26 protein-coding genes are annotated in these 22,133 nt (G+C 40.3%); 12 read left to right on the top strand and 14 right to left on the bottom strand.

Annotation, left to right across the window (positions count from 1 at the left end; genetic code table 11):
- Positions 1 to 54: 54 nt before the first annotated feature.
- The gene (locus WYK_RS12875) at positions 55 to 438 is read right to left on the bottom strand and encodes a hypothetical protein (RefSeq protein ID WP_051387494.1); all 384 of its coding nucleotides are present in this window, start codon (positions 436 to 438) and stop codon (positions 55 to 57) included.
- Positions 439 to 570: 132 nt separating this feature from the next.
- Between WYK_RS12875 and WYK_RS12870 the strand changes: the two genes are divergently transcribed.
- Both WYK_RS12870 and WYK_RS12865 read left to right on the top strand, forming a co-directional pair.
- A complete protein-coding gene (locus tag WYK_RS12870; RefSeq protein WP_407951476.1) occupies positions 571 to 963 on the top strand; it encodes a hotdog fold thioesterase in 393 nt (130 codons plus the stop codon).
- A gap of 384 nt (positions 964 to 1,347) precedes the next feature.
- Positions 1,348 to 2,106 (top strand): nuclease-related domain-containing protein, encoded by a 759-nt coding sequence (locus tag WYK_RS12865; protein WP_040374890.1) that lies wholly within the window; start codon positions 1,348 to 1,350, stop codon positions 2,104 to 2,106.
- 153 nt (positions 2,107 to 2,259) lie between these two features.
- Here the strand turns inward: WYK_RS12865 and mnhG are convergent, their stop codons facing one another.
- The 7 genes from mnhG to WYK_RS12830 are packed head-to-tail and all read right to left on the bottom strand — an operon-like array spanning position 2,260 to position 7,999.
- Positions 2,260 to 2,616, bottom strand: coding sequence for a monovalent cation/H(+) antiporter subunit G (mnhG, locus tag WYK_RS12860; RefSeq protein WP_040374889.1), 357 nt, complete (start codon positions 2,614 to 2,616; stop codon positions 2,260 to 2,262).
- Positions 2,600 to 2,884, bottom strand: coding sequence for a Na(+)/H(+) antiporter subunit F1 (locus tag WYK_RS12855; RefSeq protein ID WP_040374888.1), 285 nt, complete (start codon positions 2,882 to 2,884; stop codon positions 2,600 to 2,602). Before WYK_RS12855 ends, mnhG begins: the two co-directional genes overlap by 17 nt.
- Complete coding sequence (locus WYK_RS12850) at positions 2,885 to 3,361, bottom strand: Na+/H+ antiporter subunit E (protein WP_040374887.1); 477 nt, start codon at positions 3,359 to 3,361, stop codon at positions 2,885 to 2,887.
- 7 nt (positions 3,362 to 3,368) lie between these two features.
- Complete coding sequence (locus tag WYK_RS12845; RefSeq protein WP_040374886.1) at positions 3,369 to 4,847, bottom strand: Na+/H+ antiporter subunit D; 1,479 nt, start codon at positions 4,845 to 4,847, stop codon at positions 3,369 to 3,371.
- Positions 4,840 to 5,181, bottom strand: a complete 342-nt coding sequence (locus tag WYK_RS12840) for a Na(+)/H(+) antiporter subunit C (RefSeq protein WP_040374885.1) — start codon at positions 5,179 to 5,181, stop codon at positions 4,840 to 4,842. Before WYK_RS12840 ends, WYK_RS12845 begins: the two co-directional genes overlap by 8 nt.
- Positions 5,181 to 5,603 (bottom strand): Na(+)/H(+) antiporter subunit B, encoded by a 423-nt coding sequence (locus tag WYK_RS12835; RefSeq protein ID WP_040374884.1) that lies wholly within the window; start codon positions 5,601 to 5,603, stop codon positions 5,181 to 5,183. The genes WYK_RS12840 and WYK_RS12835 overlap by 1 nt, the downstream gene beginning before the upstream one ends.
- The gene (locus WYK_RS12830) at positions 5,600 to 7,999 is read right to left on the bottom strand and encodes a Na+/H+ antiporter subunit A (RefSeq protein ID WP_040374883.1); all 2,400 of its coding nucleotides are present in this window, start codon (positions 7,997 to 7,999) and stop codon (positions 5,600 to 5,602) included. The genes WYK_RS12835 and WYK_RS12830 overlap by 4 nt, the downstream gene beginning before the upstream one ends.
- A gap of 204 nt (positions 8,000 to 8,203) precedes the next feature.
- Between WYK_RS12830 and WYK_RS12825 the strand changes: the two genes are divergently transcribed.
- Complete coding sequence (locus tag WYK_RS12825; protein WP_040374882.1) at positions 8,204 to 8,761, top strand: DUF5366 family protein; 558 nt, start codon at positions 8,204 to 8,206, stop codon at positions 8,759 to 8,761.
- On the opposite strand, the gene WYK_RS12820 is transcribed toward WYK_RS12825, so the two are convergent.
- Positions 8,756 to 10,624, bottom strand: a complete 1,869-nt coding sequence (locus WYK_RS12820; RefSeq protein ID WP_040374881.1) for a transglycosylase domain-containing protein — start codon at positions 10,622 to 10,624, stop codon at positions 8,756 to 8,758. The genes WYK_RS12825 and WYK_RS12820 overlap by 6 nt on opposite strands.
- A 265-nt stretch (positions 10,625 to 10,889) precedes the next feature.
- Here WYK_RS12820 and kapD point away from each other — a divergent pair, with 265 nt between their 5' ends.
- Positions 10,890 to 11,510: a 3'-5' exonuclease KapD gene (gene kapD, locus WYK_RS12815; protein WP_040374880.1), complete on the top strand. Its 621-nt coding sequence runs from the start codon at positions 10,890 to 10,892 to the stop codon at positions 11,508 to 11,510.
- A gap of 41 nt (positions 11,511 to 11,551) precedes the next feature.
- Here kapD and kapB read toward each other — a convergent pair whose 3' ends face one another.
- Positions 11,552 to 11,941 carry a kinase-associated lipoprotein KapB gene (kapB, locus tag WYK_RS12810; RefSeq protein WP_040374879.1) on the bottom strand — a complete coding sequence of 130 codons (390 nt, stop codon included), beginning with the start codon at positions 11,939 to 11,941 and terminating at the stop codon, positions 11,552 to 11,554.
- 191 nt (positions 11,942 to 12,132) lie between these two features.
- Between kapB and WYK_RS12805 the strand changes: the two genes are divergently transcribed.
- Together WYK_RS12805 and WYK_RS12800 are read left to right on the top strand one after the other, a co-directional pair.
- Positions 12,133 to 12,723 (top strand): peptidylprolyl isomerase, encoded by a 591-nt coding sequence (locus tag WYK_RS12805; RefSeq protein WP_040374878.1) that lies wholly within the window; start codon positions 12,133 to 12,135, stop codon positions 12,721 to 12,723.
- A gap of 104 nt (positions 12,724 to 12,827) precedes the next feature.
- A complete protein-coding gene (locus WYK_RS12800; protein WP_040374877.1) occupies positions 12,828 to 13,052 on the top strand; it encodes a hypothetical protein in 225 nt (74 codons plus the stop codon).
- 39 nt (positions 13,053 to 13,091) lie between these two features.
- On the opposite strand, the gene WYK_RS12795 is transcribed toward WYK_RS12800, so the two are convergent.
- On the bottom strand, positions 13,092 to 13,883 hold the full coding sequence (locus WYK_RS12795; RefSeq protein ID WP_040374876.1) for a DUF817 domain-containing protein: 792 nt from the start codon (positions 13,881 to 13,883) through the stop codon (positions 13,092 to 13,094).
- A 129-nt stretch (positions 13,884 to 14,012) separates the two neighbouring features.
- Here WYK_RS12795 and WYK_RS12790 point away from each other — a divergent pair, with 129 nt between their 5' ends.
- The 3 genes from WYK_RS12790 (at position 14,013) to WYK_RS12780 (ending at position 17,203) form a co-directional block, all read left to right on the top strand.
- A complete protein-coding gene (locus WYK_RS12790; RefSeq protein ID WP_326238851.1) occupies positions 14,013 to 14,792 on the top strand; it encodes a TraR/DksA C4-type zinc finger protein in 780 nt (259 codons plus the stop codon).
- Positions 14,793 to 14,883: 91 nt separating this feature from the next.
- A complete protein-coding gene (locus tag WYK_RS12785; RefSeq protein WP_040374874.1) occupies positions 14,884 to 16,539 on the top strand; it encodes a CoA-disulfide reductase in 1,656 nt (551 codons plus the stop codon).
- A gap of 100 nt (positions 16,540 to 16,639) precedes the next feature.
- The gene (locus WYK_RS12780; RefSeq protein WP_051387488.1) at positions 16,640 to 17,203 is read left to right on the top strand and encodes a superoxide dismutase family protein; all 564 of its coding nucleotides are present in this window, start codon (positions 16,640 to 16,642) and stop codon (positions 17,201 to 17,203) included.
- Here the strand turns inward: WYK_RS12780 and WYK_RS12775 are convergent.
- On the bottom strand, positions 17,162 to 18,325 hold the full coding sequence (locus WYK_RS12775; RefSeq protein WP_040374873.1) for a MalY/PatB family protein: 1,164 nt from the start codon (positions 18,323 to 18,325) through the stop codon (positions 17,162 to 17,164). The genes WYK_RS12780 and WYK_RS12775 overlap by 42 nt on opposite strands.
- An 82-nt stretch (positions 18,326 to 18,407) precedes the next feature.
- On the opposite strand from WYK_RS12775, the gene WYK_RS12770 reads away from it, so the two are divergent.
- The gene (locus WYK_RS12770; protein ID WP_040374872.1) at positions 18,408 to 18,668 is read left to right on the top strand and encodes a DUF1871 family protein; all 261 of its coding nucleotides are present in this window, start codon (positions 18,408 to 18,410) and stop codon (positions 18,666 to 18,668) included.
- Positions 18,669 to 18,925: 257 nt separating this feature from the next.
- Here the strand turns inward: WYK_RS12770 and WYK_RS12765 are convergent, their stop codons facing one another.
- On the bottom strand, positions 18,926 to 19,762 hold the full coding sequence (locus WYK_RS12765) for an alpha/beta fold hydrolase (protein WP_040374871.1): 837 nt from the start codon (positions 19,760 to 19,762) through the stop codon (positions 18,926 to 18,928).
- 147 nt (positions 19,763 to 19,909) lie between these two features.
- Between WYK_RS12765 and WYK_RS12760 the strand changes: the two genes are divergently transcribed.
- Positions 19,910 to 20,410, top strand: coding sequence for an Lrp/AsnC family transcriptional regulator (locus WYK_RS12760; RefSeq protein WP_040374870.1), 501 nt, complete (start codon positions 19,910 to 19,912; stop codon positions 20,408 to 20,410).
- Positions 20,407 to 21,573 carry an aminotransferase gene (locus tag WYK_RS12755; RefSeq protein WP_174391507.1) on the top strand — a complete coding sequence of 389 codons (1,167 nt, stop codon included), beginning with the start codon at positions 20,407 to 20,409 and terminating at the stop codon, positions 21,571 to 21,573. The genes WYK_RS12760 and WYK_RS12755 overlap by 4 nt, the downstream gene beginning before the upstream one ends.
- A gap of 141 nt (positions 21,574 to 21,714) precedes the next feature.
- On the opposite strand, the gene WYK_RS12750 is transcribed toward WYK_RS12755, so the two are convergent.
- Positions 21,715 to 22,077, bottom strand: coding sequence for a helix-turn-helix domain-containing protein (locus tag WYK_RS12750; RefSeq protein WP_040374869.1), 363 nt, complete (start codon positions 22,075 to 22,077; stop codon positions 21,715 to 21,717).
- Positions 22,078 to 22,133 lie beyond the last annotated feature (56 nt).

Raw genomic sequence — 22,133 nt, 5'->3', positions numbered from 1 at the left:
GATGAAACCGAAGTCTTATGGACTTCGGTTTTTTTTCGCTATTATTGAAAGACGTTAAAAAGTATGCCATCGTAACAAGATAATTACATGAGTATCCCCAGGTGCTGCTTCTATTTTAGAGTCAAAGTCCATTCGTATTCCATCCGGGGTAATACGAACTTTTGGAACTGTAGTGAGGCCGATTTTTTTTATCATTTCTGTGACCTCACTCTGTTTAGAATCTTGAGCAGCAGTCATAATTTTTTGAGAAAATGATTTGGAAGAAGCCATCTGCTTGACAACCTTTTGCGCATCGGCCAAAAGAGACTGCGAGAGTTGAGCAGACTTAATAAACATCGATGGATCAGGTGCAGGTGACGGCCGCTGTGGAATTGTATGAATTTCTGGCTGAAAGACCTTAGGATAACGTACATTTTGGGATTGATCAGAAAATTTCATGGCTTGCGCCTCCTTCATCTTCAACATATGAGAAAATATAAACAGGTATGATGAGTGAGTAAAAGAAGGATATTTCTATGAAATAATCGAACTACAGTATATCGATAGTATATGGAGGTAAGTACAATGGAAATGAATATCCAAAAGACATTAATGAATACACTAGGAATTGAAGTGACGGAGCTGAGCGAAGGGCGCATTGTTGCAACTATGCCTGTCGACGAAAGAACACATCAGCCGTTCGGGCTGCTTCACGGCGGCGCTTCCGTAGCCTTAGCCGAAACAGTTGCCAGTATGGGGGGATTTGCTCTTGTAGACCCCACAAAAGAAGCCGTGGTCGGCCTCGAAATCAATGCCAATCATTTAAAAGGAAAACGATCCGGTATCGTCACAGCAGAAGGAACCATCCTGCACCGCGGCAAAACAACCATGGTTTGGGACATCAAAATCCGTGACGAAGAACAACAACTAGTGTGCATCTCCCGCTGTACACTCGCCGTTATAAAACTGAAAAAAGAACAATAACAGAAAAAAAGCAGCAGCATGCTGCTTTTTTTCTGTTTAGAACGCTTAGTGGAGGATTTCAAACCACGAAGACTGGAATAGTTGATTTTGTAGGCCAGATCCCGCATCTAGGATGGCAGGCGAACAAAAAAAGCGAGTTATTTTAAAAAGACCAAGCCTAACGGGGTACGCACTGGGGTATTCGGAAGGCTTTCCAAGGCGCGAGACGGGAATATGATAGGGCCAGACGGGAATAAGCAGACTTCAGACGGGATTAATGAGTTTAGTAAGCTGAATTTCAACAAAATACCCCCCTTGGTTTGGAGGAATTAAGTAAGATGCAGGTATAATTTAATTTTCGTCGAATGGTAGGGTATTGAATGGCGAAGGGGGAATTTTATCATCATGAAACCATGTAATAAATCAGTCGGTATCCTAGCACTGGAGGCGCTCAATCGAAGAATACCGGAACTGCATCCAAAAAAGAAATATGTTGAGGAAGATGTACGAAAAAGTTTGGCTGGCTTTAAAGGCGAAATGGAAGTGAATCGCCATTTAGTACGTCTTCATAATCCAGCCTATAGGATTTTTCATGGGTTAAGGCTTTCTGAAATGTATGAGGAACACTTTCAAATGGATTTTTTACTCATTTCTCCCTCGTTTTTTCTCCTAATCGAGGTGATTAGGCAAAAAAATCTTTTTTTAGAATGGCTTCAACGCAACGACTTTCCTGATATCCCTATTGAACATCTTGTTGTTATTGCTAATCAGCATGCGATTATTAAGGCCTCACCTCAGCACTTTTCAATATTTGACGTGTTGATTAATAGTGACTATCTTTCTTTGAAAATAGAGATGCTTCAGCAAAAGTACCAATCTGAAACATTCAATCAACATGAACTCCTCAAACTCTCAACCCTTCTGCTTACTTCTGATAGTCCCCTCCAAATAAATATCCTGCAAAAATATGCGATCAATGAAGATGAATTGTTGAATGGCGTTCATTGTACAATATGTTTTGCACTTCCTATGAACAGAAAAAATGGAAATTGGATATGTCATTCATGTGGATATTCGTCTCCGGATTCCCATCTGCCATCCTTGAGGGACTATACATTATTAAAAAACATACTGTTACGAATAAGGAACTTCGTCTCTTCTTAGGGATAGAATCAGAAACGATTGCCCGTCGTATTCTGGCGTCAATGGCTCTAAATTTCACAGGAATTACAAAAAACAGAGAGTATATACTTATAGAATAAGATACCTCCCCAATACAAAAAAAAGACAAGCTTTCTATGAGCTTGTCTAATCGTATTACTCTTTTCGCTTTGCCATCCTTGCTTTTTCTAAATCATCTTCGCTGCTGTTTTTCCAGAGTTTAACGTTTGTGTTATAGGCAGCGCGGCTGATTAGGTGTCCAGCTACGGGTGCGGTTAGCAGAATGAAGAATATGGCTAGGATTAATCTTGAATTAAAGTGTCCGTGTTGTGCGTAAAAATAAATACATGTTCCAATTAGGATTGAGGTTACGCCTAGGGTGGTGCTTTTTGAGGCGGCGTGGTTTCGGGTGTAGACGTCTGGCAGCCGGATGACGCCGAGTGTGGACGCTAGAAATAGGAAGGCACCTAACAGGATTAGAATGCCGGCTATAAGTTTAAAGGTTTCGATCATGTTCGATGATATCCTCCTTCTCTAGGAATTTGGAAAAGGCTGTTGTTCCGATAAATGAAACGATTGCTAGAAGAAGGATGGCTTCTAGGTAGGCACTTGTGTCCAAGCTTATGGAAAGCAGCGCGATCAGTGCTATAAGATTAATGCCTATGGCGTCAAGTGCGACAACCCGGTCAGGGGTTGAAGGGCCTTTAATAAGTCGATATACCAGTCCTAGCATAGATAATGAGATGCAGATGAGGGCTATCTGAATGATTATAGAAAACATTTATCGGCTCACCTCCATTATCGCTTTTTCAAACGTATTCTTAATGTTGTCGATGGCTTCTTGTTTATCAGCTAGATCCATAGCATGGATGTAGAGGGTTTTATTATCAGCTGAAACGTTGACCACCAGTGTTCCAGGAGTGAGTGTAATTAAATTGGCTAGTGTCGTAATTTCCCAGTCTTTGGTCAGTTTCGTTTCTAAAGCAAAAATACCAGGTGTAATGGTAAGCCGTGGTTTGAGAATGACTTTGAGTACGGCAATATTAGAAAGAAGGAGTTCCCTAAAGAACAGGAGAACGAGCTTCATGACTGCGTAAACACGCAGAAGATAGAAACGTTCGTTGAAAAAATGACGGAAGACAATTAAAATGAGCAGCCCAAGTATGTACCCAATGGTAAATGTGTTTCCGCTGTACTCATTTTTTAAAAACATCCAGGTGAATGCGAGTAATAGATTTAATAAGATTTGAAAAGACATCTGCACATTACTCCTTTAATACCGCATCAAGATAGATATCCGGATGAAGCAGGGTTTCGGCCGCCTGTGAGATAAACGGATACACAAATTCTGTACCTAGGCCATAGCTGATGGAAATTGCAACAAGTAAAACGGCTGGAAACAGCAGCTTTTTATAAGGTATATCTTTCTTCGGGTATTCTTTTTCTTCACCCCAAAAGCCATTGATAAAGATCTTCATGACCGAATAGAGTACGAATAGACTGGACAGAAGAACGACCGCCATTCCGAGATACGCAGACTCAGCAGCGGCTCCTTGGAGAATTAATAATTTTCCGGCAAAGCCGCTGAAAGGCGGTATTCCTGCTAGTGAGATGGCTGCAATAAAAAAGCTCCAGCCGAGTACAGGGTAAGTGCGGATTAGACCACTGATCTCACGCAAATTATTCGTCCCTGTTAGTTTAATCATAATACCAATTAGTAAAAACAATGCGGCTTTGATAATCATATCGTGCATGATATAAAATGCTGTTCCGATTAGAGCTTGTTCATTCATAAGTGAGATTCCAAACGTAATCACGCCGATGGCAATGATGATGTTATAAATAATAATTTTCTTTAAATCCCAATAGCCGACTGCACCTATGATCCCAATAATGATGGTTAAGATGCCAAGTATGCCAAGTAAGGTATGTGTATAGCCTTGATCATGATAAAACAAAAGTGTGTACGTACGAAAAATAGAGTAAATCCCAACCTTTGTTAGGAGTGCACCGAACAAGGCGATTACTGGAATCGGCGGGGCGGCATATGAGCCGGGCAGCCAATAAAAGAGCGGGAAAATCGCTCCTTTCATACCAAACACAATGAGAAAGGATACAGCAATGACGGTGATAATTCCGGGTTGTCCAATTTCTGCGATTTTTCTGCTTAAGTCGGCCATGTTCAGAGTCCCGGTGACGGAATATAGATAGGCAACGGTAATGACAAAGAGAGCAGAGGCAATTACGTTTACCAATAAGTACTTAATTGTCTCGCGGAGTTGGACTTTTGTTCCACCGAGTGCAAGTAATACGTAAGAAGCCATTAACATGACTTCGAAAAAGACGAATAGGTTGAACAAATCCCCTGTTAAAAATGCTCCATTTATTCCGACTAGTAAAAACTGAACCATTGCGTAATAGTAGAATTTCTCACGTGCTTCGCCAATAGAATAAAACGAATAGATTAATACCGCACAGACGATGATAGTTGTGGTCAGTACCAGTAAGCTTGCAAGCATATCTGCAACGATGACAATGCCAAATGGTGCTTCCCAGCTGCCAACCGCTAAAGCTATTATTCCGTGAGCAGAGACATTGTAGACTAAGGTACCTGCGATCCCAATGCCAATTATGGAAGAGAGCATCGAGAGAATTCGTTGAATAATAATTGATTTGGTAACGAATAGTAAGATAATTCCTGTGAGCAGCGGCAGCAGCACAGGTAATATAGTAAGGTTATTCATTATGCTTCGTTCCTCTCAATTGATCCATATCATCGGTGCCAATCTCTTGATAGGTTCTATATGCCAGTACCAAGAAAAAAGCCGTGACCCCGAAGCTAATAACGATTGCCGTTAATATTAGTGCTTGGGGAAGTGGATCTACATAGTCTTGAATCTTATCGGTTAGGATGGGGACTGCGCCGCGTTTAAGTCCACCCATCGTTAGAATTAATAAATGTGCGCCATGACTCAGCAGCCCTGTCCCAATTATGATCCGAAGAATACTTTTAGAGAGCATGAGATACGTAGCACACGTAAACAGGATGCCAATGACAATGGCCATTAAAATTTCCATTATTCACTCTCCCCAATCGTTTGGATTATCGTCATCGTCACACCAACAACCACAAGGTAGACACCGAGATCAAACAGGACTGCTGTATGCAGTGAAATATGTCCGAGTAACGGGAGGTCGACATACGTAAATGCATGGGTCATCAGTGGTACACCGAACAGAAGTGACCCTGATGCAGTTAGTACAGAAAGGAGCAGCCCGCTTGCGATAAACAGTTTATAGTCAACAGGTAGTATTCCCGCAACAGTTTTTAGGTCGTAGGCAAGCAACAGCAAGATGATGGCAGAGGAAGTCATTAATCCTCCGACAAAGCCGCCGCCTGGCGAGTAGTGGCCGCCTAAAAAGATAGAAAGGGAAAATAGAATAATGACAAAAGCTGCAACCTTTGTAACCGTTTGGAGGATTAGGTCGTTTGTTTTCATTCTGACTTCCTCCCTGTTCTAAGTTTGATCATTCCAAAGATGCCAAGGGCTGCAATTCCAAGGACGGTAATTTCGAACATGGTATCAAGTCCGCGGAAGTCAACTAATATGACATTGACTATGTTTTTACCCCCTGCCTCTTTATAGGCATTTTCAATATAGTAGCTGGAAATAGGAGGAAACGGTTTATTACTGCTAAACGCTGATATCGCAATGAGAGTTACGGTGATGCCAACTCCGATAGAGATTAAGGCATTATTCCATCTAAATGCCATACGTTCCTCTTTTCGATTGCCAAGCTTCGGAAGCCGATAGAAACATAGCAGAAATAATGCGACGGAAATGGTTTCAATAATCAGCTGAGTCAAGGCAAGGTCAGGTGCCCTGAATAAAACAAAAAAGAGTGAAACGGTATAGCCGACAGCACCAAGCAGGATAATGGAGGTCAGCCGTGATTTAGCAAATAAAATGACAATAGACACACTGGCTATGATGACTGCTAAAATGACCTCATATAATCCGATGGGTGCAACATGATCTAAATCGATTGTGAAAGCATTTTTTTGAAAAAGGGTACTTAATAGAGCTGCTATAAAAAATATGAAAATATATATTAAGTAGTTGCGGATGTACCCAGTCATAAAGATTTTTGTGAGTTTTAATGAGATTACTTCAATCATGTTTAAACTTTGGTCATAGAGATTATTGAGTGAAATTTGCTCGGGAACGATGGAGTAAATCCTCCACCATCTTTTTAAGGTTATAAAAAGCATAGTCCCAAATACGATGATTCCAACAGTCATCCAAAACTCAGGTTTAAATCCATGCCAAAAACCAATATGGACATGGAGGTCATTTGTCAGCGTTGGCTGAATGGCAGCTGTTGCTGGCTCTATAATGGAAGTTGACAGCAGGTTCGGAAATAGCCCAAACACAATAACCAAAGATGCCAAGATTATTGGAGAAATGAGCATCCCGATTGGTGCCTCATGCGGCTGTTTCGGGAGCTTTTCCGACTGAAGGCTGCCTGTAAAGGTTTTAAATAAAATAATCATACTGTAAATAAAGGTGAAGACACTTGCAATCCAAGCTATTACAGGGAAAAGAGCTCCCCAAGTAGTGAAGTTAACTATATCTAGTTCCAAAACATGGACCATGCTTGCTAGGAACATTTCCTTGCTTAAAAAGCCATTAAAGGGCGGTACTCCAGCCATAGAAAAAGTGCCTATAACTGCAACCGTAAAGGTAATCGGCATTACCTGCATTAAACCGCCCAGCTTACGGATATCACGTGTACCTGTTTCATGATCGACGATCCCAGCGACCATAAATAGGCTGCCTTTAAAGGTGGCGTGGTTAATTAAATGAAAAACGGCAGCAACAGTAGCGGCAAGATAGAGATTGTCATCTAGCTCTTCATAATGGAGAGCAGCTGCTCCAACGCCTAATAATGACATGATTAGTCCAAGCTGACTGATGGTTGAATACGCTAATATTCCCTTTAAGTCGGTTTGTTTTACCGCAAAGAATGAACCCCATAAAAGGGTGATGATTCCAAAGAGAGAAACCAGCCAGAGCCAGGTTCCAGAAAAGGCAAAGACAGGTGATAGACGGGCAACCAGGTATATACCTGCTTTCACCATTGTGGCCGAATGCAAGTAAGCACTGACCGGTGTCGGTGCCTCCATTGCATCCGGGAGCCAGATATGAAAAGGAAATTGCGCGGATTTTGTAAACGCTCCGAGCAAAATCAGCAGCATAGTAGGGATGAATAAAGGATGTTCAAACAGTTGTCCGCTATCCATAATTAGCTCACGAATACTGAAGGTGCTGCCGATATAGGATAGGAGGACAAAACCGCCGAACATGGCAAGTCCACCGAAAACCGTAATCAACAATGACTTTTGTGCACCATAGCGAGAGCGCTCGCGATGATGCCAATAGCCGATTAGCAGGAAGGATGACAAGCTCGTTAGTTCCCAGAATGTGTAGAGAACGATTAAGTTATCAGATAGGACAACACCTAGCATGGCCCCCATAAACAAAAGTAAATATACATAAAAGTTATGCAGAGATTCTTTTTTATTTGATAAATAAAAAATCGAGTAAAGAATAACTAGAGCACCAATACCCGTTATTAATAATGCGAATAATAAACTTAATCCATCCACATATAGGGATACATTGATATGTAGAGAAGGAATCCATGGAACACTTTCGATAATGGTTGATCCTTTTCGTGTAGTATCAATCAATGTGAAAAAGTATGTAAAAAGAATGATCGGTATAAAAAGTACAAACCAGCCCGTATGAATTCGGCGGACAAGCTTATAAAGAAAAGGGACCAGCAGCGCTGCCAAAAACGGCGCTAATACGGCCCAGTGAAGCAACGACATAATACCCCTCCTCGTTTTTAATACGATTGTGCATTACATAGGGAACGTTCCTAAAGTATAGCGTAAATAACAGCCTGCTGCATGACTGGCGGGCGTCTGTAATCGAATTATAAAAAAATTTATAAATAGGTAGAAACAGGTCATATTCAAGTAAAAAAAATTTTTAGATTAGAAAATAGTTGGTAAAAGAAAGGAAGATCAAGAATGAAAAATACCTATTTACTAGGTTATTTTCCGCTAATTTCAATTTTATTATTCAGTCTATCCTTTGCAGTATATGGGGAGATACATACCCTTGATTTGTTAAAACAGGTTGGTATTTATCAAGGAATGCTGGCGTTTTTTTCGGTTACTGGGATTAAATTGACTCTTTTATTTGGATTGTTTTTGATTGTTTTTATGTTGTTCGCCGCGTTAAAACTAATTGCTGATACAGCCATCGAGATTTCCTTATTGTTTTTTTCCAAAGAATCAGAAGGAGAAAGTTTAAGAAGTATTCGAGCATGTGCTGTGATTTATTTGATTGGAGGGGCTGTTTCTCTCATAAGTATTCAATCCATTTTAGGGATTTTGGCTATATTTCTTACAACCACATTCGTTGCATTTATTTACTTTGTATACAAAATCAGCCCTGCACTCAGTGGAGCGGGGCTGATTGGAATTATTGTTTTTCATGTATTTGGCTGGTCGGCCATGCTGAGTACCATTTTATACTGTGGGATTAAGCTCTATAACAGTGTCATAGCAAGCATGCCTTTATAGGTTTGGAATGGAGAGATTAATAGTCTTCCAGATGGTTAGGTGAGGAGCAGCGTACTGTTGAGCAGCCATACTTGACGGCTGATCTTTGCCTATCCAAATGCCTGTGGTATAGTCGTTGGTCAGTCCAACAAACCAGAGGTCCTTAACATCATTGGTTGTACCAGTTTTCCCACCAATATAACTACGTTCAATATAGGCTTTCCTCCCAGTTCCATTCACGGTTACTTCATGAAGCAGATTCCTCATTTTTTTAACGGTTTGACCGCTCCAAATGGTTGTTGCTTTATCGTCCCATTGGTAGAGGGTTTTTCCTTGTTTATTACGAACTTTCATAATAGCGTGTGCTGGTTTATATGTCCCGTTAGCGAATGATGTAAAAGCCCGGGTGAGTTCCAGTGTACTGACACCATACGAAAAACCACCGACTGCTGCGGGCAAAGTATAATCATCAGTGGTGATTTTTTGGAAACGAAATGGTTTTAAATACGAAAAGGACGTGGCGATGCCTGTCTTTTCAAACAATCGAATAGCTGGTGTATTATAGGAACGGGCAAATGCCTGCTTTAAGGTAACAGAGCCGTAACTGCCTCCACCGGCATTACGGGGACAGTATCCGTTTTTACAATAAGATGCGCCACTAATTAATTGAGAAGTAGGGGCATTCGTCTCCTCGAAATAAGGCGCGTAAACAAGTAATGGTTTCATTGCGGATCCTGGCTGACGATAGCTTTGATACGAACGGTTAAAAGAATTTTTGATATAATTCTTTCCCCCAATCAAAGAGACAAGCTTTTGCGTATGATGTTCTATAACCACTGCCGATCCCTCGATATCGGTTCCTTTAAGCCTTTGCTGCACAGATTCTTTTGAGGCTTTCTGGATAGCAGGGTCTAACGCAGTCTCGATGGTTATACCAGATTCAAGTAAGGTTTGTACTTTGTTATTCAATTTCGTTTGTGCTGCTTTCCTTATAGAGGAGTCTTTACTGACAAGCTTCGCTTCCAAGCCATCCACTCGAGCGATGAGACTGTTGAATTCATAATTTACGTAATCCGTATAATCTGGGTATTGTTCCTTCGTTTTTGGCTGCACATTCAAGGTGATTTTTTCTTGGATTAGTTTGTTAGTTTCACTTTTTGTCAGTTTCCCAGCCTCACTAAGCTGTTTGATCAATCGTTCTTGTCTGCGCTTTGTTGCATCGTAATGCTTGAGCGGATTATAAGCGTTTGGGTTATTTGGGATCGCTGCAAGAAAAGCAAGTTCTGCGTTGGTCAATTTGTCAGTAGAGTTAGTAAAATAAAAATTGGCTGCTGCTTCAATCCCATACATGCCGTTATGAAAGTAAATGGCATTAATATAGTGCTCAAGAATTTCCGTTTTGCTGTATTTCCGTTCTAGCTGGTAAGCATGAAGCAGTTCCGCCAGCTTCCGATTATACGTTTTTTCAGAAGATAAGAAACTATTTCTTGCCAGTTGCTGAGTAATGGTGCTGCCGCCTTGTTCAATCGAATCACTGGATGCATTGACCATTATTGCACGGCTGATTGCTGCTGCATCAAAGCCTGAATGATCATAAAAACTGCGATCCTCAGCGATGATGAATACGTCTTTTAGAAACGTTGGTATTTCAGTATTATCGAGAGAAACCCTGTGCTGTTGATTGGAGATTGACGCGATTACACTGCCGTTTTTATCCTTTATCCAGCTTGTTTCAGCTAGTGGAATGGTTTCCATAGGAATCTTTTTATCAAGTACTTGATTTAGGCTAAGGCTTGCAGACCATTCTGAATAGGAAAGAAAAAACATCCAGCAGAAAAGTGGGACAAACATAAAAATAAAGACATAACCAAGAAACGTACGCATAGTCCAACTTCCTGTCTAATATATTTGGTATAAACGATAATAAAAGGACATTTTTGGGTCATTATTTATAACGGCAAATTCAGGGGAAATGTTAATTTCTTTTTGATGAGATGTACCATTTTAAAAAATTTAAGGCAATAAAAGTTACATGTAGTATAAAAAAATGAAATATTCCGAATTTGTTTCTGATATACTAATAAAAAAAAGGGCTTAATTACCTTAAATATGTTAATAGTGTAAAGAGAGAAAAGAAGGAGGTTAGAGCATGGAAGAAAAGCAGTATCTATTTATTGATTTTGAATTTACCATGCCGGAAGGGAAAGCAAATCCAATTGGGTTTTATCCAGAAATTATTGAAGTAGGGTTTGCAGCTGTAAAGGACGGTCACATTACGGGGGAATTTTCGTCATTTGTTACACCAACAAGATTTAATAAATTGACAGATCGGTGTAAAAAATTTCTGCACATCAATCAAAGTCAAACAGATTTAGGTATGCCATTTGCTGAACTGGTATCACTGTTAAAAAGCTATGATGAAAAACTTCCTACAACAGTGGTGACTTGGGGCAATATGGATATGAAAGTATTACGTAACAATTGTCAAAAAGCAGGACTCGACTTTCCGTTTACAGGTAAACAATTAGATCTTTCATTGGAATATAAAAGATTTTTTGGAGACCAGAATCAGACAGGTCTTTGGAAGGCCGTACAAGCATATGGAAAAGAAGGAACAGGTAAACACCATCGAGCACTAGACGATGCATTGACGACTTACAATATTTTTAAATTAGTGGAAAAAGATAAAAGCTATATGAAAAACCATCAGCCTACTACAATCGGCGATAGAATTGACTTATCGAAGGTATTAGATCAACTCGTATTATAAAAGCCAAGTCAACGATACTGATTTGGCTTTTATTATGGTCATTATTTAAAATAATCAGCTTCAAGTTCTGCAATCATTTCTAAACTTTTTTGATCCCATTCCCTGCCGCCCTCACTCAATTTCTGTTTTTGTTTTTCTAACGCAGCCTTTAATGAGCTTTGATAGTCTGGAATCACAGTCTCGTCGTATGGACGTACCATGTTTTTTGGGACATTCGTTTGTTCACGATAGGCTAATGCACGCCGCTGGTGAAATAGGGAAACATCGGTTTGTTTAGGATTGTGTAAATCCCCTTGTGTCGGATGATTGACGACTGCGAGTACCCGCACAAGATAAGCGTTGGGCCGTTCATCCGTAATTTCCCCAATATATTTCCCCGTTTTATAAATCGCGGTAACGATCTCACCGTTTACAAATGTGTTTTCTGTCATGGGAACCCCACCTTTTTAGAATATGTCTTTCCATCATCATACATATAAATGGCACGATTTAATATTGATACGAATTGAAAGGAGGGTTCAATAGATGCTTTTTACTTCCTTTTCATGTATTGTACAATTGATGCTTGGTAGTCATCAATAGGGCTGCCCACGAAAATAAATTTGAAAGAAGGGTTATCGCAATGACAAACTTTCCACAATTAACAACAGAAGTACTAGAAAACGAAAAAGCAGTAATCATGGAAACGACTGCAGGTTCAATTAAAATTAAGTTTTTCCCTGAATTAGCTCCTAAAACCGTTGAAAACTTTTTAACACATGCAGAAAATGGTTACTATGATGGAATTATTTTTCACCGTGTAATCAAGGACTTTATGATCCAAGGCGGCGATCCAAATGGAACAGGAATGGGCGGCGAAAGTATTTGGGGCTCTACCTTCGAAGATGAGTTTTCTATGCAGCTTTTCAATCTGCGCGGAGCACTTTCAATGGCGAATTCTGGACCTGCAACAAATGGTAGCCAATTCTTTATCGTTCAAGCACAGCATGTTGACAGCAGAATGGGCGATCAGATGAAACAAGCTGGCTACCCTGAAGAAATTATCACAGCGTATATGGAAAATGGCGGTACACCTTGGCTTGATCACAAACATACTGTTTTTGGACAAGTAATAGAGGGTCTTGATATCGTGGATGCAATTGCAAACGCAAAAACAACACACGGTGACAAACCAGCTGAAGATATTGTGATCCAATCGATTACATTAGTTTAAGAAAAATCAAACGGGATTTAAATCCCGTTTTTTTATTCTAGAGTATAATGACTCAGGTTGGTATAATATAGATGATTCTTACAGGATGAGAGGAAGGGTAGAATATGAATGTTTTTAGTCAGACTGTCTTAGGACTTTTTCTTTATTTTCCTGATGATAAATCTGAATATATTCCAGCAGGCATAACTTGTGCCATCTTTCTAATTGCTGCTGTATTCGCCATGCGCTTTATTATAAAAATTTCACGGAATGAAGCATTAAAAACACAGGAATTAGAAGATGAAATTACGAAGAGAAACCTAAATATCTCTAAGGACGATTCGCAATAAGTGGAAAAGCTACGAATTCGGGAAGAATCCGCAGCTTTTTTATTTGCTTAAATTGATTGATTGCTTTCTTGACTCAGTTTGTTTTACATGCTTAAGAAGAGCGACAATCAGAAAACTTACAATGACGAGCAGCAGCCAAGAGCTGATTTTACTGAAATGGACTAGATGCCAGCCATCTTCCTGGTTCGGATATTGCCATGCCCCAAAGAAAGTAGCCACATTTTCAGCAACCCAGATAAAGAAACCCATTAAAACAAACGATAATACCACAGGCATTTGATAGGGTTGATTGTTTACTGTGAACGTTACTATTGTCCGGTAAAAGACTAAAAGGACGACCCCTATTAATATCCAGCGAAGATCAATGATAAAATGGTGTGTGAAAAAGTTAAGATAGATTGCAGCAGCAGTAATAGCTGCAATGATGGTAGGCGGCCAATTGACTAGTGTAAGGTGTAAACGCCGCCAGGATTGGCACATATAGCTGGCTACACTTGCATACATAAATCCGCTGTATAGCGGAACCCCCCATAGCTTAGAAAACCCCTCTTCAGGATACGACCAAGAACCCATATGAACTTTATATAATTCAAGTGCAAGTCCAATGACATGAAAGAGACAGATGACTTTAAGTTCGTCCCATGTTTCAAACTTTGCTGTAACCATAAACACCTGCATGAGCAGACAAAGAATCAGAATAAAGTCATATCGAGGTAGGATTGAAAGCGGAATGATTTTGGATAGTGCTAGTGTCAAAAAGATAGCGACTGGAAACAGACAGGCCAGTGCTTGATTGTATCCAAAATGAATAAGAAATGATAATGGTTTCATTTTTAAAACCCCTATAGGAAAATTATGTTAGACATTAGGATATCTCACAAAATGCTGCTTGCCAAGAGTGTCCCCTTATTTTTCACTTATAAAAATATGGATAATGGAAAATACTAAGAGTAGATTATAGTGAGGAAGGGACTGGCGTATATGCTTTCAAACCAGCAAGTACAGGATTTTCAACAAAAGCTCGAACAGCAGAAAAAAGAGCTAAAGGAGCACTTTGGAGATGAAAATGATTTTGGTTTAAGGCGGAGCCTGGTAGATTCAACAGGTGAGTTATCAAGTTATGATAACCATCCAGCTGATGAAGGGACTGAGTTATTCGAACGTGAAAAGGATCTTGCCCTATATGAGCATTATCAAATTGAATTAGCAGATATTGATAAGGGTCTGAAGGCAATCGAAGAAGGAAGTTATGGGACATGCGAGGTTTGTTCGAAAGACATTCCATACGAACGGCTGGAAGCCATGCCTACGACTCGTTTTTGTATAGACCATTCTCCATCTCAACATACGTCTGATGATCGTCCAATCGAAGAATCAGTTTTACGTACGTCCTTCGGAGGTTTTGTGGCAGATAAAGATCATGAATCAGTGGGATATGATGGTGAGGATTCTTGGCAGGATGTTGCGAGATACGGAACGTCCGATACACCAGCAGATCAAGTTCAACCTACAGCTGACTATAATGATACGTATATAGAAGCACAAGAAAATGTTGGGTACGTCGAAGATTATGAAAATTTTGCGGGTGTTGACCTGTATGGAGATTCAGTTACCATCTATCGAAATGCCAAATATGAAAATTATGTGGATATGCTAGAAGAAGACGGAGTGCAGACCATTCTTGGGGACTTGCCTGCTTCTGAAAAAGACCCTTATGTAGAAGAAGACAACGAGGATTAATGTGTCAACGGTGTGAAAGTGTGTCAAAAGCTTTCACACCTGTTTTTGATTTGTTATAATACCCCCGTAGGTATATTGAGGGGGAATTTAAATGAAAAAGAAAATAATCATCGTTGGCGGTGTTGCTGGGGGAGCTACGGCAGCAGCGAGACTAAGACGGTTAAACGAAGAAGATACTATTATTATGTTTGAACGCGGAGAGTATATCTCATTTGCCAATTGCGGACTTCCGTACTATATCGGCGGTGTCATTTCAGAACGTAAAAAGCTGCTTGTTCAGACTGTAGAAGGAATGAGTAATCGCTTTAACTTAGATATTCGTAATTTAACGGAAGTTGTGCGCATCAATGCTCAAGAAAAAATGGTGACGGCACGTAATTTGCAAACAGGTGAAGAATATGTCGAATCCTATGATGCGCTAATTCTTTCTCCAGGCTCTAAACCAATTAAACCGCAAATTTCTGGAATAGAAGAGGCCAAAGCTTTATTCACGGTCCGTAATGTCCCAGATACAGATCGTATTAAACAATATGTTGATGAAGAAAAGCCAAAGCATGCGGTTGTGATAGGCGGAGGATTTATTGGTCTTGAGCTGGCTGAAAATCTGGTTGAACGCGGAGTGAAGGTAACTGTCATTGAACGTGGAGATCAGGTTATGGCTCCAATCGATTTTGAAATGGCTCAAATTGTTCACGCAGAGCTTAAGAATAAAGGGATAAACTTAATCCTGAACGATGGTGTCAAGGAATTTAAAGATCAAGGAACGACCATTATTTTAGAAAGCGGCGGCAAGGTTGAATCAGCTGATATGATCATTCTTGCCATTGGTGTTCAACCAGAAACACAGCTCGCAAAAGATGCAGGTCTTGAACTTGGGGTACGCGGGACAATAAAAGTGAATGAGAAGCTGCAAACATCTGACCCTTCTATTTATGCAGTTGGGGATGCCATTGAAGTGAAGGACTACATCAACGGAACGGCTGGTTTTGTCCCGCTTGCAGGTCCTGCTAATCGTCAAGGGCGTATTGTGGCAGATGTGATTAATGGTATGCCGGCAGCCTACAAAGGGGTTCTCGGAACTTCAATCGTGAAAGTATTTGAACTGACTGCGGCTGTAACCGGAAATAACGAAAAAACACTAAGGAAGATGAATCGCTCTTATGAAGTAATTCATGTTCAGCCTATGAACCATGCCGGCTATTATCCTGGTGCTTCACCGATGACCTTAAAAGTTATTTTTGATAAAAAAACAGGTGGAATACTAGGTGCACAGGCAGTTGGGAAGGGCGGAATAGATAAACGGATTGATGTACTGGCAACGGCCATTAAAGCCAGTATGACGGTTGAGGATTTAGCTGATTTAGAGCTTTCCTACGCACCGCCGTATTCTTCTGCTAAAGATCCTGTTAATATTGCCGGTTATGCGGCTTCTAATATCGTGGATGGTTCAGCTGAGAATGTTCAGTGGCATGAAATTGATGCACTTCTGGCAGGTGGTGGTATATTAATTGATGTACGTGACCCTGGTGAGGTGGCTAGAGGAGCGATTGACGGTGCAATAAATATTCCTGTAAATGAATTGCGAGAACGGCTCGGTGAAGTACCTCGCGATAAAGACCTATACGTTTCTTGTCAAGTTGGTTTACGAGGGTATTTAGCTGCCCGTATTCTAACTGGTCATGGAATGAAAGTAAAAAATCTAGATGGCGGTTATAAGCTGTATTCTACGGCTAAATCAGAATATTAAAGGTCAAGCGCCGTTCCTATTTGGAACGGTGCTTTTTTGGCGTATCTCTTTTCTTATTGGGGGGAAGATAGGGACAAATAGATTAGGGGGCGAAAATCGGATGAAAAGAGTGTTACTAATTGGGTTTGTAGTGCTGCTTGCAGGCTGTGCGGAAGAGAATCCTAAGAAGCTGAATGTGAAAATGTTTAATGCTGATGGGGATTCTTTGGGTACGATTAAGCTTGAGGAACAAGCGAAGGGGTTGAAACTGAAAGTTGATTTGGAAGGGCTTGAGCCGGGCGTACATGGTATTCATATTCATAGTGTAGGTAAGTGCAAAGCACCTGATTTTAAATCGGCAGGCAACCATTATAATCCCGATGATAAAGAGCATGGGCTCCTTAATCCGAAAGGAGCCCATGCTGGGGATTTACCTAATTTAATTGTTAAGGATTCTGGTAATGTAAAAGCTACACTTACTGCAAAGGATGTAACCTTAAGGAAAGGGAAAACAACGCTTTTTACGCAGAAGGGTACTTCCATCATTGTGAATCAAAATCAAGATGACGGGATGACTCAGCCAGCAGGGGACTCTGGAAAACGAATCGCCTGCGGTGTCATTAAAAAGGGAAGTAACTTATTCTCAGCTGAACGCTTGTTTAAGTCTATTGAGTCCATCGTTTAAGAGTGCACGTGGACAGCCAATGTTCATTCGAACAAAACCTTCTCCGCCAGGACCATATTTAGTTCCTGGCTCTAATGCTAGCTTTCCTTTAGAAGTAAGAAGGTCTTGAATTTCTTTGTCGTTCAAGCCTAGGCCGCGGCAATCGATCCATAGCAGATACGATGCCTCAGGGTGCATACAGCGCAAACCAGGTATTTCATTTGAGATAAAGTCTTCTGCAATCTGTACGTTCGTTTCAACATACGCAAGCATTTCGTCAAGCCAGGTTTCCCCGGTTTGATAGGCTGCTTCCATTGCCGTTAGACCCAATATGTTGAGCCCGTGAAAGGCATTTCTAGTCTGTGTAGTCGTAATTTTAGTACGAATATCACTATTGCTCGTAATCATAATCGATGCCTGCATGCCAGCGATATTAAAGGTCTTACTTGGGGCCATCAACGTTACAGTTTGATCGGCAAAACGCTCATCTAATGAGGCTAGGGGATAATGAGTATAGGAAGAATGAAATAAGTCAGCATGAATTTCATCACTAACAATTATCGTTCCATACTGCAAACAAAGCTCACCCATACGCGTTAACTCCTCTTTTGTCCAAATGCGGCCGCCTGGGTTATGAGGACTGCACAGAAGAAAGAGTTTAACGCCTTCTTTAAGTTTTTCTTCAAAGTCTATAAAGTCTATTTCAAAGCGATCATCAATGACTTTAAGCTGACTATTAACAACCACTCGATTATTTTGTTCAATCATGCTGAAAAAGGGCGTATAAATAGGTGATTGCAGCAAAATTTTATCGCCGGGTTCAGTAAGTCCCTGAATAGTCATTCCAATTGCTGAGACTACACCTGCGCTGAAGGAAAGATGGTCTTTGTCTACCTTCCAGGAGTGGCGATTCTTAAGCCACGTTTGAATAACCGGCAAAAGGGTTGGCATAGGAGCTGTATACCCGTAAACAGGATGCATGACTCGATCTAGTAAGGCTTTCTGTACACCTATTGGTGAAGGGAAATCCATATCTGCTACCCACATTGGCAGAAGGTCATCTCTTCCATAGAGATCCTTCATATGATCCCATTTAAAGGCACCGGTATTTTTTCGGTCAATATACTCATCAAAATTATTCATTACAAACACCACCATTTAAATTTTACGATCTATGGTAATATGATAACATGTTCACAGATAATGAATAGCAGGTGATGATTGTATGCAAACTCAAGAAATGAATCTTGCCATGGTTAAAGTCCTGAGAAACTGGGATCCTTTCAATCAAGGAGAAGATTTTTATGATCCAGAAATAGCCGACTGTATGATCGCCATGCGCGACATCGAGAACAGTAAAGACTTAGCCAGGAAAATCAAAGAAATCTATGAATTCTCCTTTGAAGAACCACTCGCTTATAATGAGTGCTTAAAGATTGCTGAAAAATTACTAACCATCAAAAATAATGCAAGTTGCTCCTTCTAAAAGCTGAACCATTTTCCGTGGATCAGCTTTTTTTGATTTTGCACTAGGATGAATCGCTAAAATACCCAGCTGGGTTTTTTAGCCTCATAAAAAGGTGCCAGACGGGAATAACCATCTCTCAGACGGGAATAAGCTCAAGCCAGACGGGAATAACCTTATTCGAGACGGGAATAAGCTCAAGCGGGACGGGAATAATCAGGATTCAGCTGTAAAAAGAAACAGAATACCCCCCCCCCGCCCCCTGGTTCATGGAACAGTCATCCTTCAAACGTAATAAAATTGTCAATATGACGAAATACTTCTTCGGGTTTTTCTTCTGGCAGTAAATGTCCTGTGTCGTCTAGGATGATTAGCTGTGAACAAGGAAGATCTTTGTGTAGTCGGTTGCCGATTGATAGTGGAACGACCTTGTCGTAGCGTCCCCAGAGGAGAAGACAGTTGGTTTGAATGGTATGTAAGTCGTTTTCTGTTAGGTCATCTTCTTTGTCACGGGCCATTTTTCCTAGTGCTTTGAAGATGGCTTTTCCTTGGAGGAAGGGTGCAGTATATCCGTCTCGCATGTCATCGTCGATCATCGATTGGTCGTAGACAACTAGTCGAAGATTTTTTTCGATACCAGATTTTTCGAGATACCGCTTAACAAATAAGGAGAAGAAAGGCACATAGCTTGCTCTTTTTAACCATCGAGAGGGAGCTGCTAAATAGCCTGATCCGGCAAGTAATATCATTTTTTCTATGAGGTCCGGCCGTTGTTTGCACATGTTTAACCCAATTTGTCCGCCCATGGAATGGCCGATTAAAATCACTTTTTCCAACTTGTGCATGTCAATAAAGGTTAGGATCGTCTTTGCTATATTAGTTAGAGAGTATGCATATTTACTACTCTTTCCGCTTTGGCCAAAAGGGGGTATATCAATCAAGTAAACTGTATACTTCTGGGTAAGAAGTGGAAGCAGCTTACGGTAACAAAAAGTTGATGAAAGAAATCCATGTAGTAAAATTAGTGTTGGTCTTCTTTCAGGATGTTGATACAGTTCATAATAGAGTTCATTTTCTTCAATAGTTTGGGTGCCTTTATAGACCGGTAGTTCCATCGAGCTGTCCTCCTAGGGTTCACACTTTTCTTTATCGTGCCCTTATTTTCCTATAACGCAGCTGCTTGTATTTGATATAATAAAAAAAGTTTACTAACAACTGAAACTTATTTATTACATTATAGAGCAAAGAAAGTAGGGGAAGGTATGCATTTAAATGACAAGGAATTAGAAATATTAAGAATTATCGAAAAAAACAGTCGAATTGATTATAGTGATTTGGCTAAAATGGTCGTCTCCACCGAAAAAGAGGTTGAAGAAACGTTAACAAAACTTGAAGAAATGCGGATTATTGTACGGTATGCATCTATTATAAATTGGGCGAAAATTGATGAGCATCACGGGGTAACCGCTATGATTGATGTTAAGGTTACGCCTAAACGAGGTGTGGGGTTTGATGAAGTGGCACAGCGGATTTATCGGTTTAAAGAAGTTGAGTCTGTTTATTTAATGTCAGGAGTATATGATTTATCTGTCATCGTCGAAGGAAATTCGATGAATGAAATTGCAAGATTTGTTTCTGAAAAGTTATCAACACTTGATTCAGTAATCTCTACAACCACACATTTTATTTTGAAAAAATATAAACATGATGGCACGATTTTTGATCAGCCTGAAGAAGATAATCGGATTGTGGTGTCACCATGATAAATGAGAATTATGTGTCAAAAACGGTAGCAAGCCTGCCGCCATCAGGCATCCGAAAGTTCTTCGATTTGGCTGCTAATATGGAAGGTGTCGTTTCGCTTGGTGTTGGTGAACCGGATTTTGTTACCTCATGGTCCGTTCGAGAAGCGGCTATTCACTCCTTAGAGGAAGGCCGGACATCATATACGGCAAATGCTGGCTTACTGGAATTGCGTAAGGAAATCGCTGGTTATATGGAACAAGCCTTTAACGTCTCATACCAGCCTGAACATCAAATCTTAGTTACGGTTGGTGCAAGTGAAGGAATTGATCTTGCGTTACGGTCTATTATTAATCCAGGTGAAGAAGTACTAGTGGTTTCTCCATGTTTTGTTTCGTATGCTCCCTTAGTCACAATGGCTGGAGGAGTTCCTAAGATCATTCATACGACTGGGGAAAATCAATTTAAGCTGACACCAGCAGAACTAGAAGATGCAATTACACCGAACACCAAGGCGATGATTATTTGTTCACCGAATAATCCTACTGGCACTCAGCTTAATAAGGAAGAGTTAATTAAAATTACTGAGATCATTAAGAAAAATGATTTGCTGGTGATAGCTGATGAAATCTATGCAGAGCTAGCGTATGACGAATCATTTACTTCCTTTGCTTCAGTTGGAGATATGATTAATCGGACTATTTTAATAAATGGTTTTTCTAAAAGTTTTGCCATGACCGGCTGGCGCCTTGGATTTGTCTGTGCGCCAAGGGAAATTCTTGAGGCAATGTTAAAGCTCCATCAATATACGATGATGTGTGCGCCCACAATGGCCCAGTATGGTGCGTTAGAGGCACTGAAACATGGGTGGGATGATGTAGAAGATATGCGCAGCAGCTACAGGCAGAGAAGGAATTATATCGTTAAATCGTTCAATGAAATCGGCCTTGCCTGTCATAACCCAGGAGGCGCCTTTTATGCGTTTCCATCCATTGCAAAGACAGGTTTAAGTTCTCAATCATTTGCTGAAAAATTGCTTCTTGAAGAAAGAGTTGCCGTTGTACCCGGGGATGTTTTTGGTGAAAGCGGGGAAGGATATATCCGTTGTTCTTATGCATCATCAATGGCTCAACTTCAAGAAGCAGTAAAACGAATAGCACGATTTATGAAGAATTATCAATAAAAAAAATAGGGCTCCCAGCTGGGGGCCCTATTAAAAAGGGGGAATACTTGAAAAACATCAGAAAGGAATGTTTTTCAGGGCAAATATAATCCTGACTAACCTTAGATGTCTTACGATCAGTCTTGCCATTATTCGTTTTCGTTATACTGATTGATCATGATTTAATTCAGACATTTTATTCATCATATAGGTATAGTCTTCGGCATTTAATTCCTTAAACTTACGTAGAATAACCTTCGTCTTTTCTTGCCCCAACACAGTTATCAGCTGCATGATTTCTTGATCAATAGCATGACGAACAGTGTATTCATGTTCTAATAGTTCCGAAGCGGGTAAATCAAGGACTGTTGAGATTTTCAATGCCGTCTGAGTATCGGGAATTTGCTCTCCAGACTCATACTTTTCAATTGATTTTGTCCCTAATCTTGCTTTAACCGCTAACTCTTGCTGAGTCAGATTTTTCTTTTCACGATATGTTTTAATTAGTTTACCGATATCGGTCATTGCAATTCACTCCTTAGAAAGAGATTTTGCTTATACCTAATTTTACCATGTAAACA

This window comes from Peribacillus psychrosaccharolyticus ATCC 23296 (assembly GCF_000305495.1).
GTDB lineage: Bacteria > Bacillota > Bacilli > Bacillales > DSM-1321 > Peribacillus > Peribacillus psychrosaccharolyticus.
The sequence above is the reverse complement of the archived record's forward strand: the minus strand, read 5'-3'. Positions and strand labels throughout refer to the sequence as shown.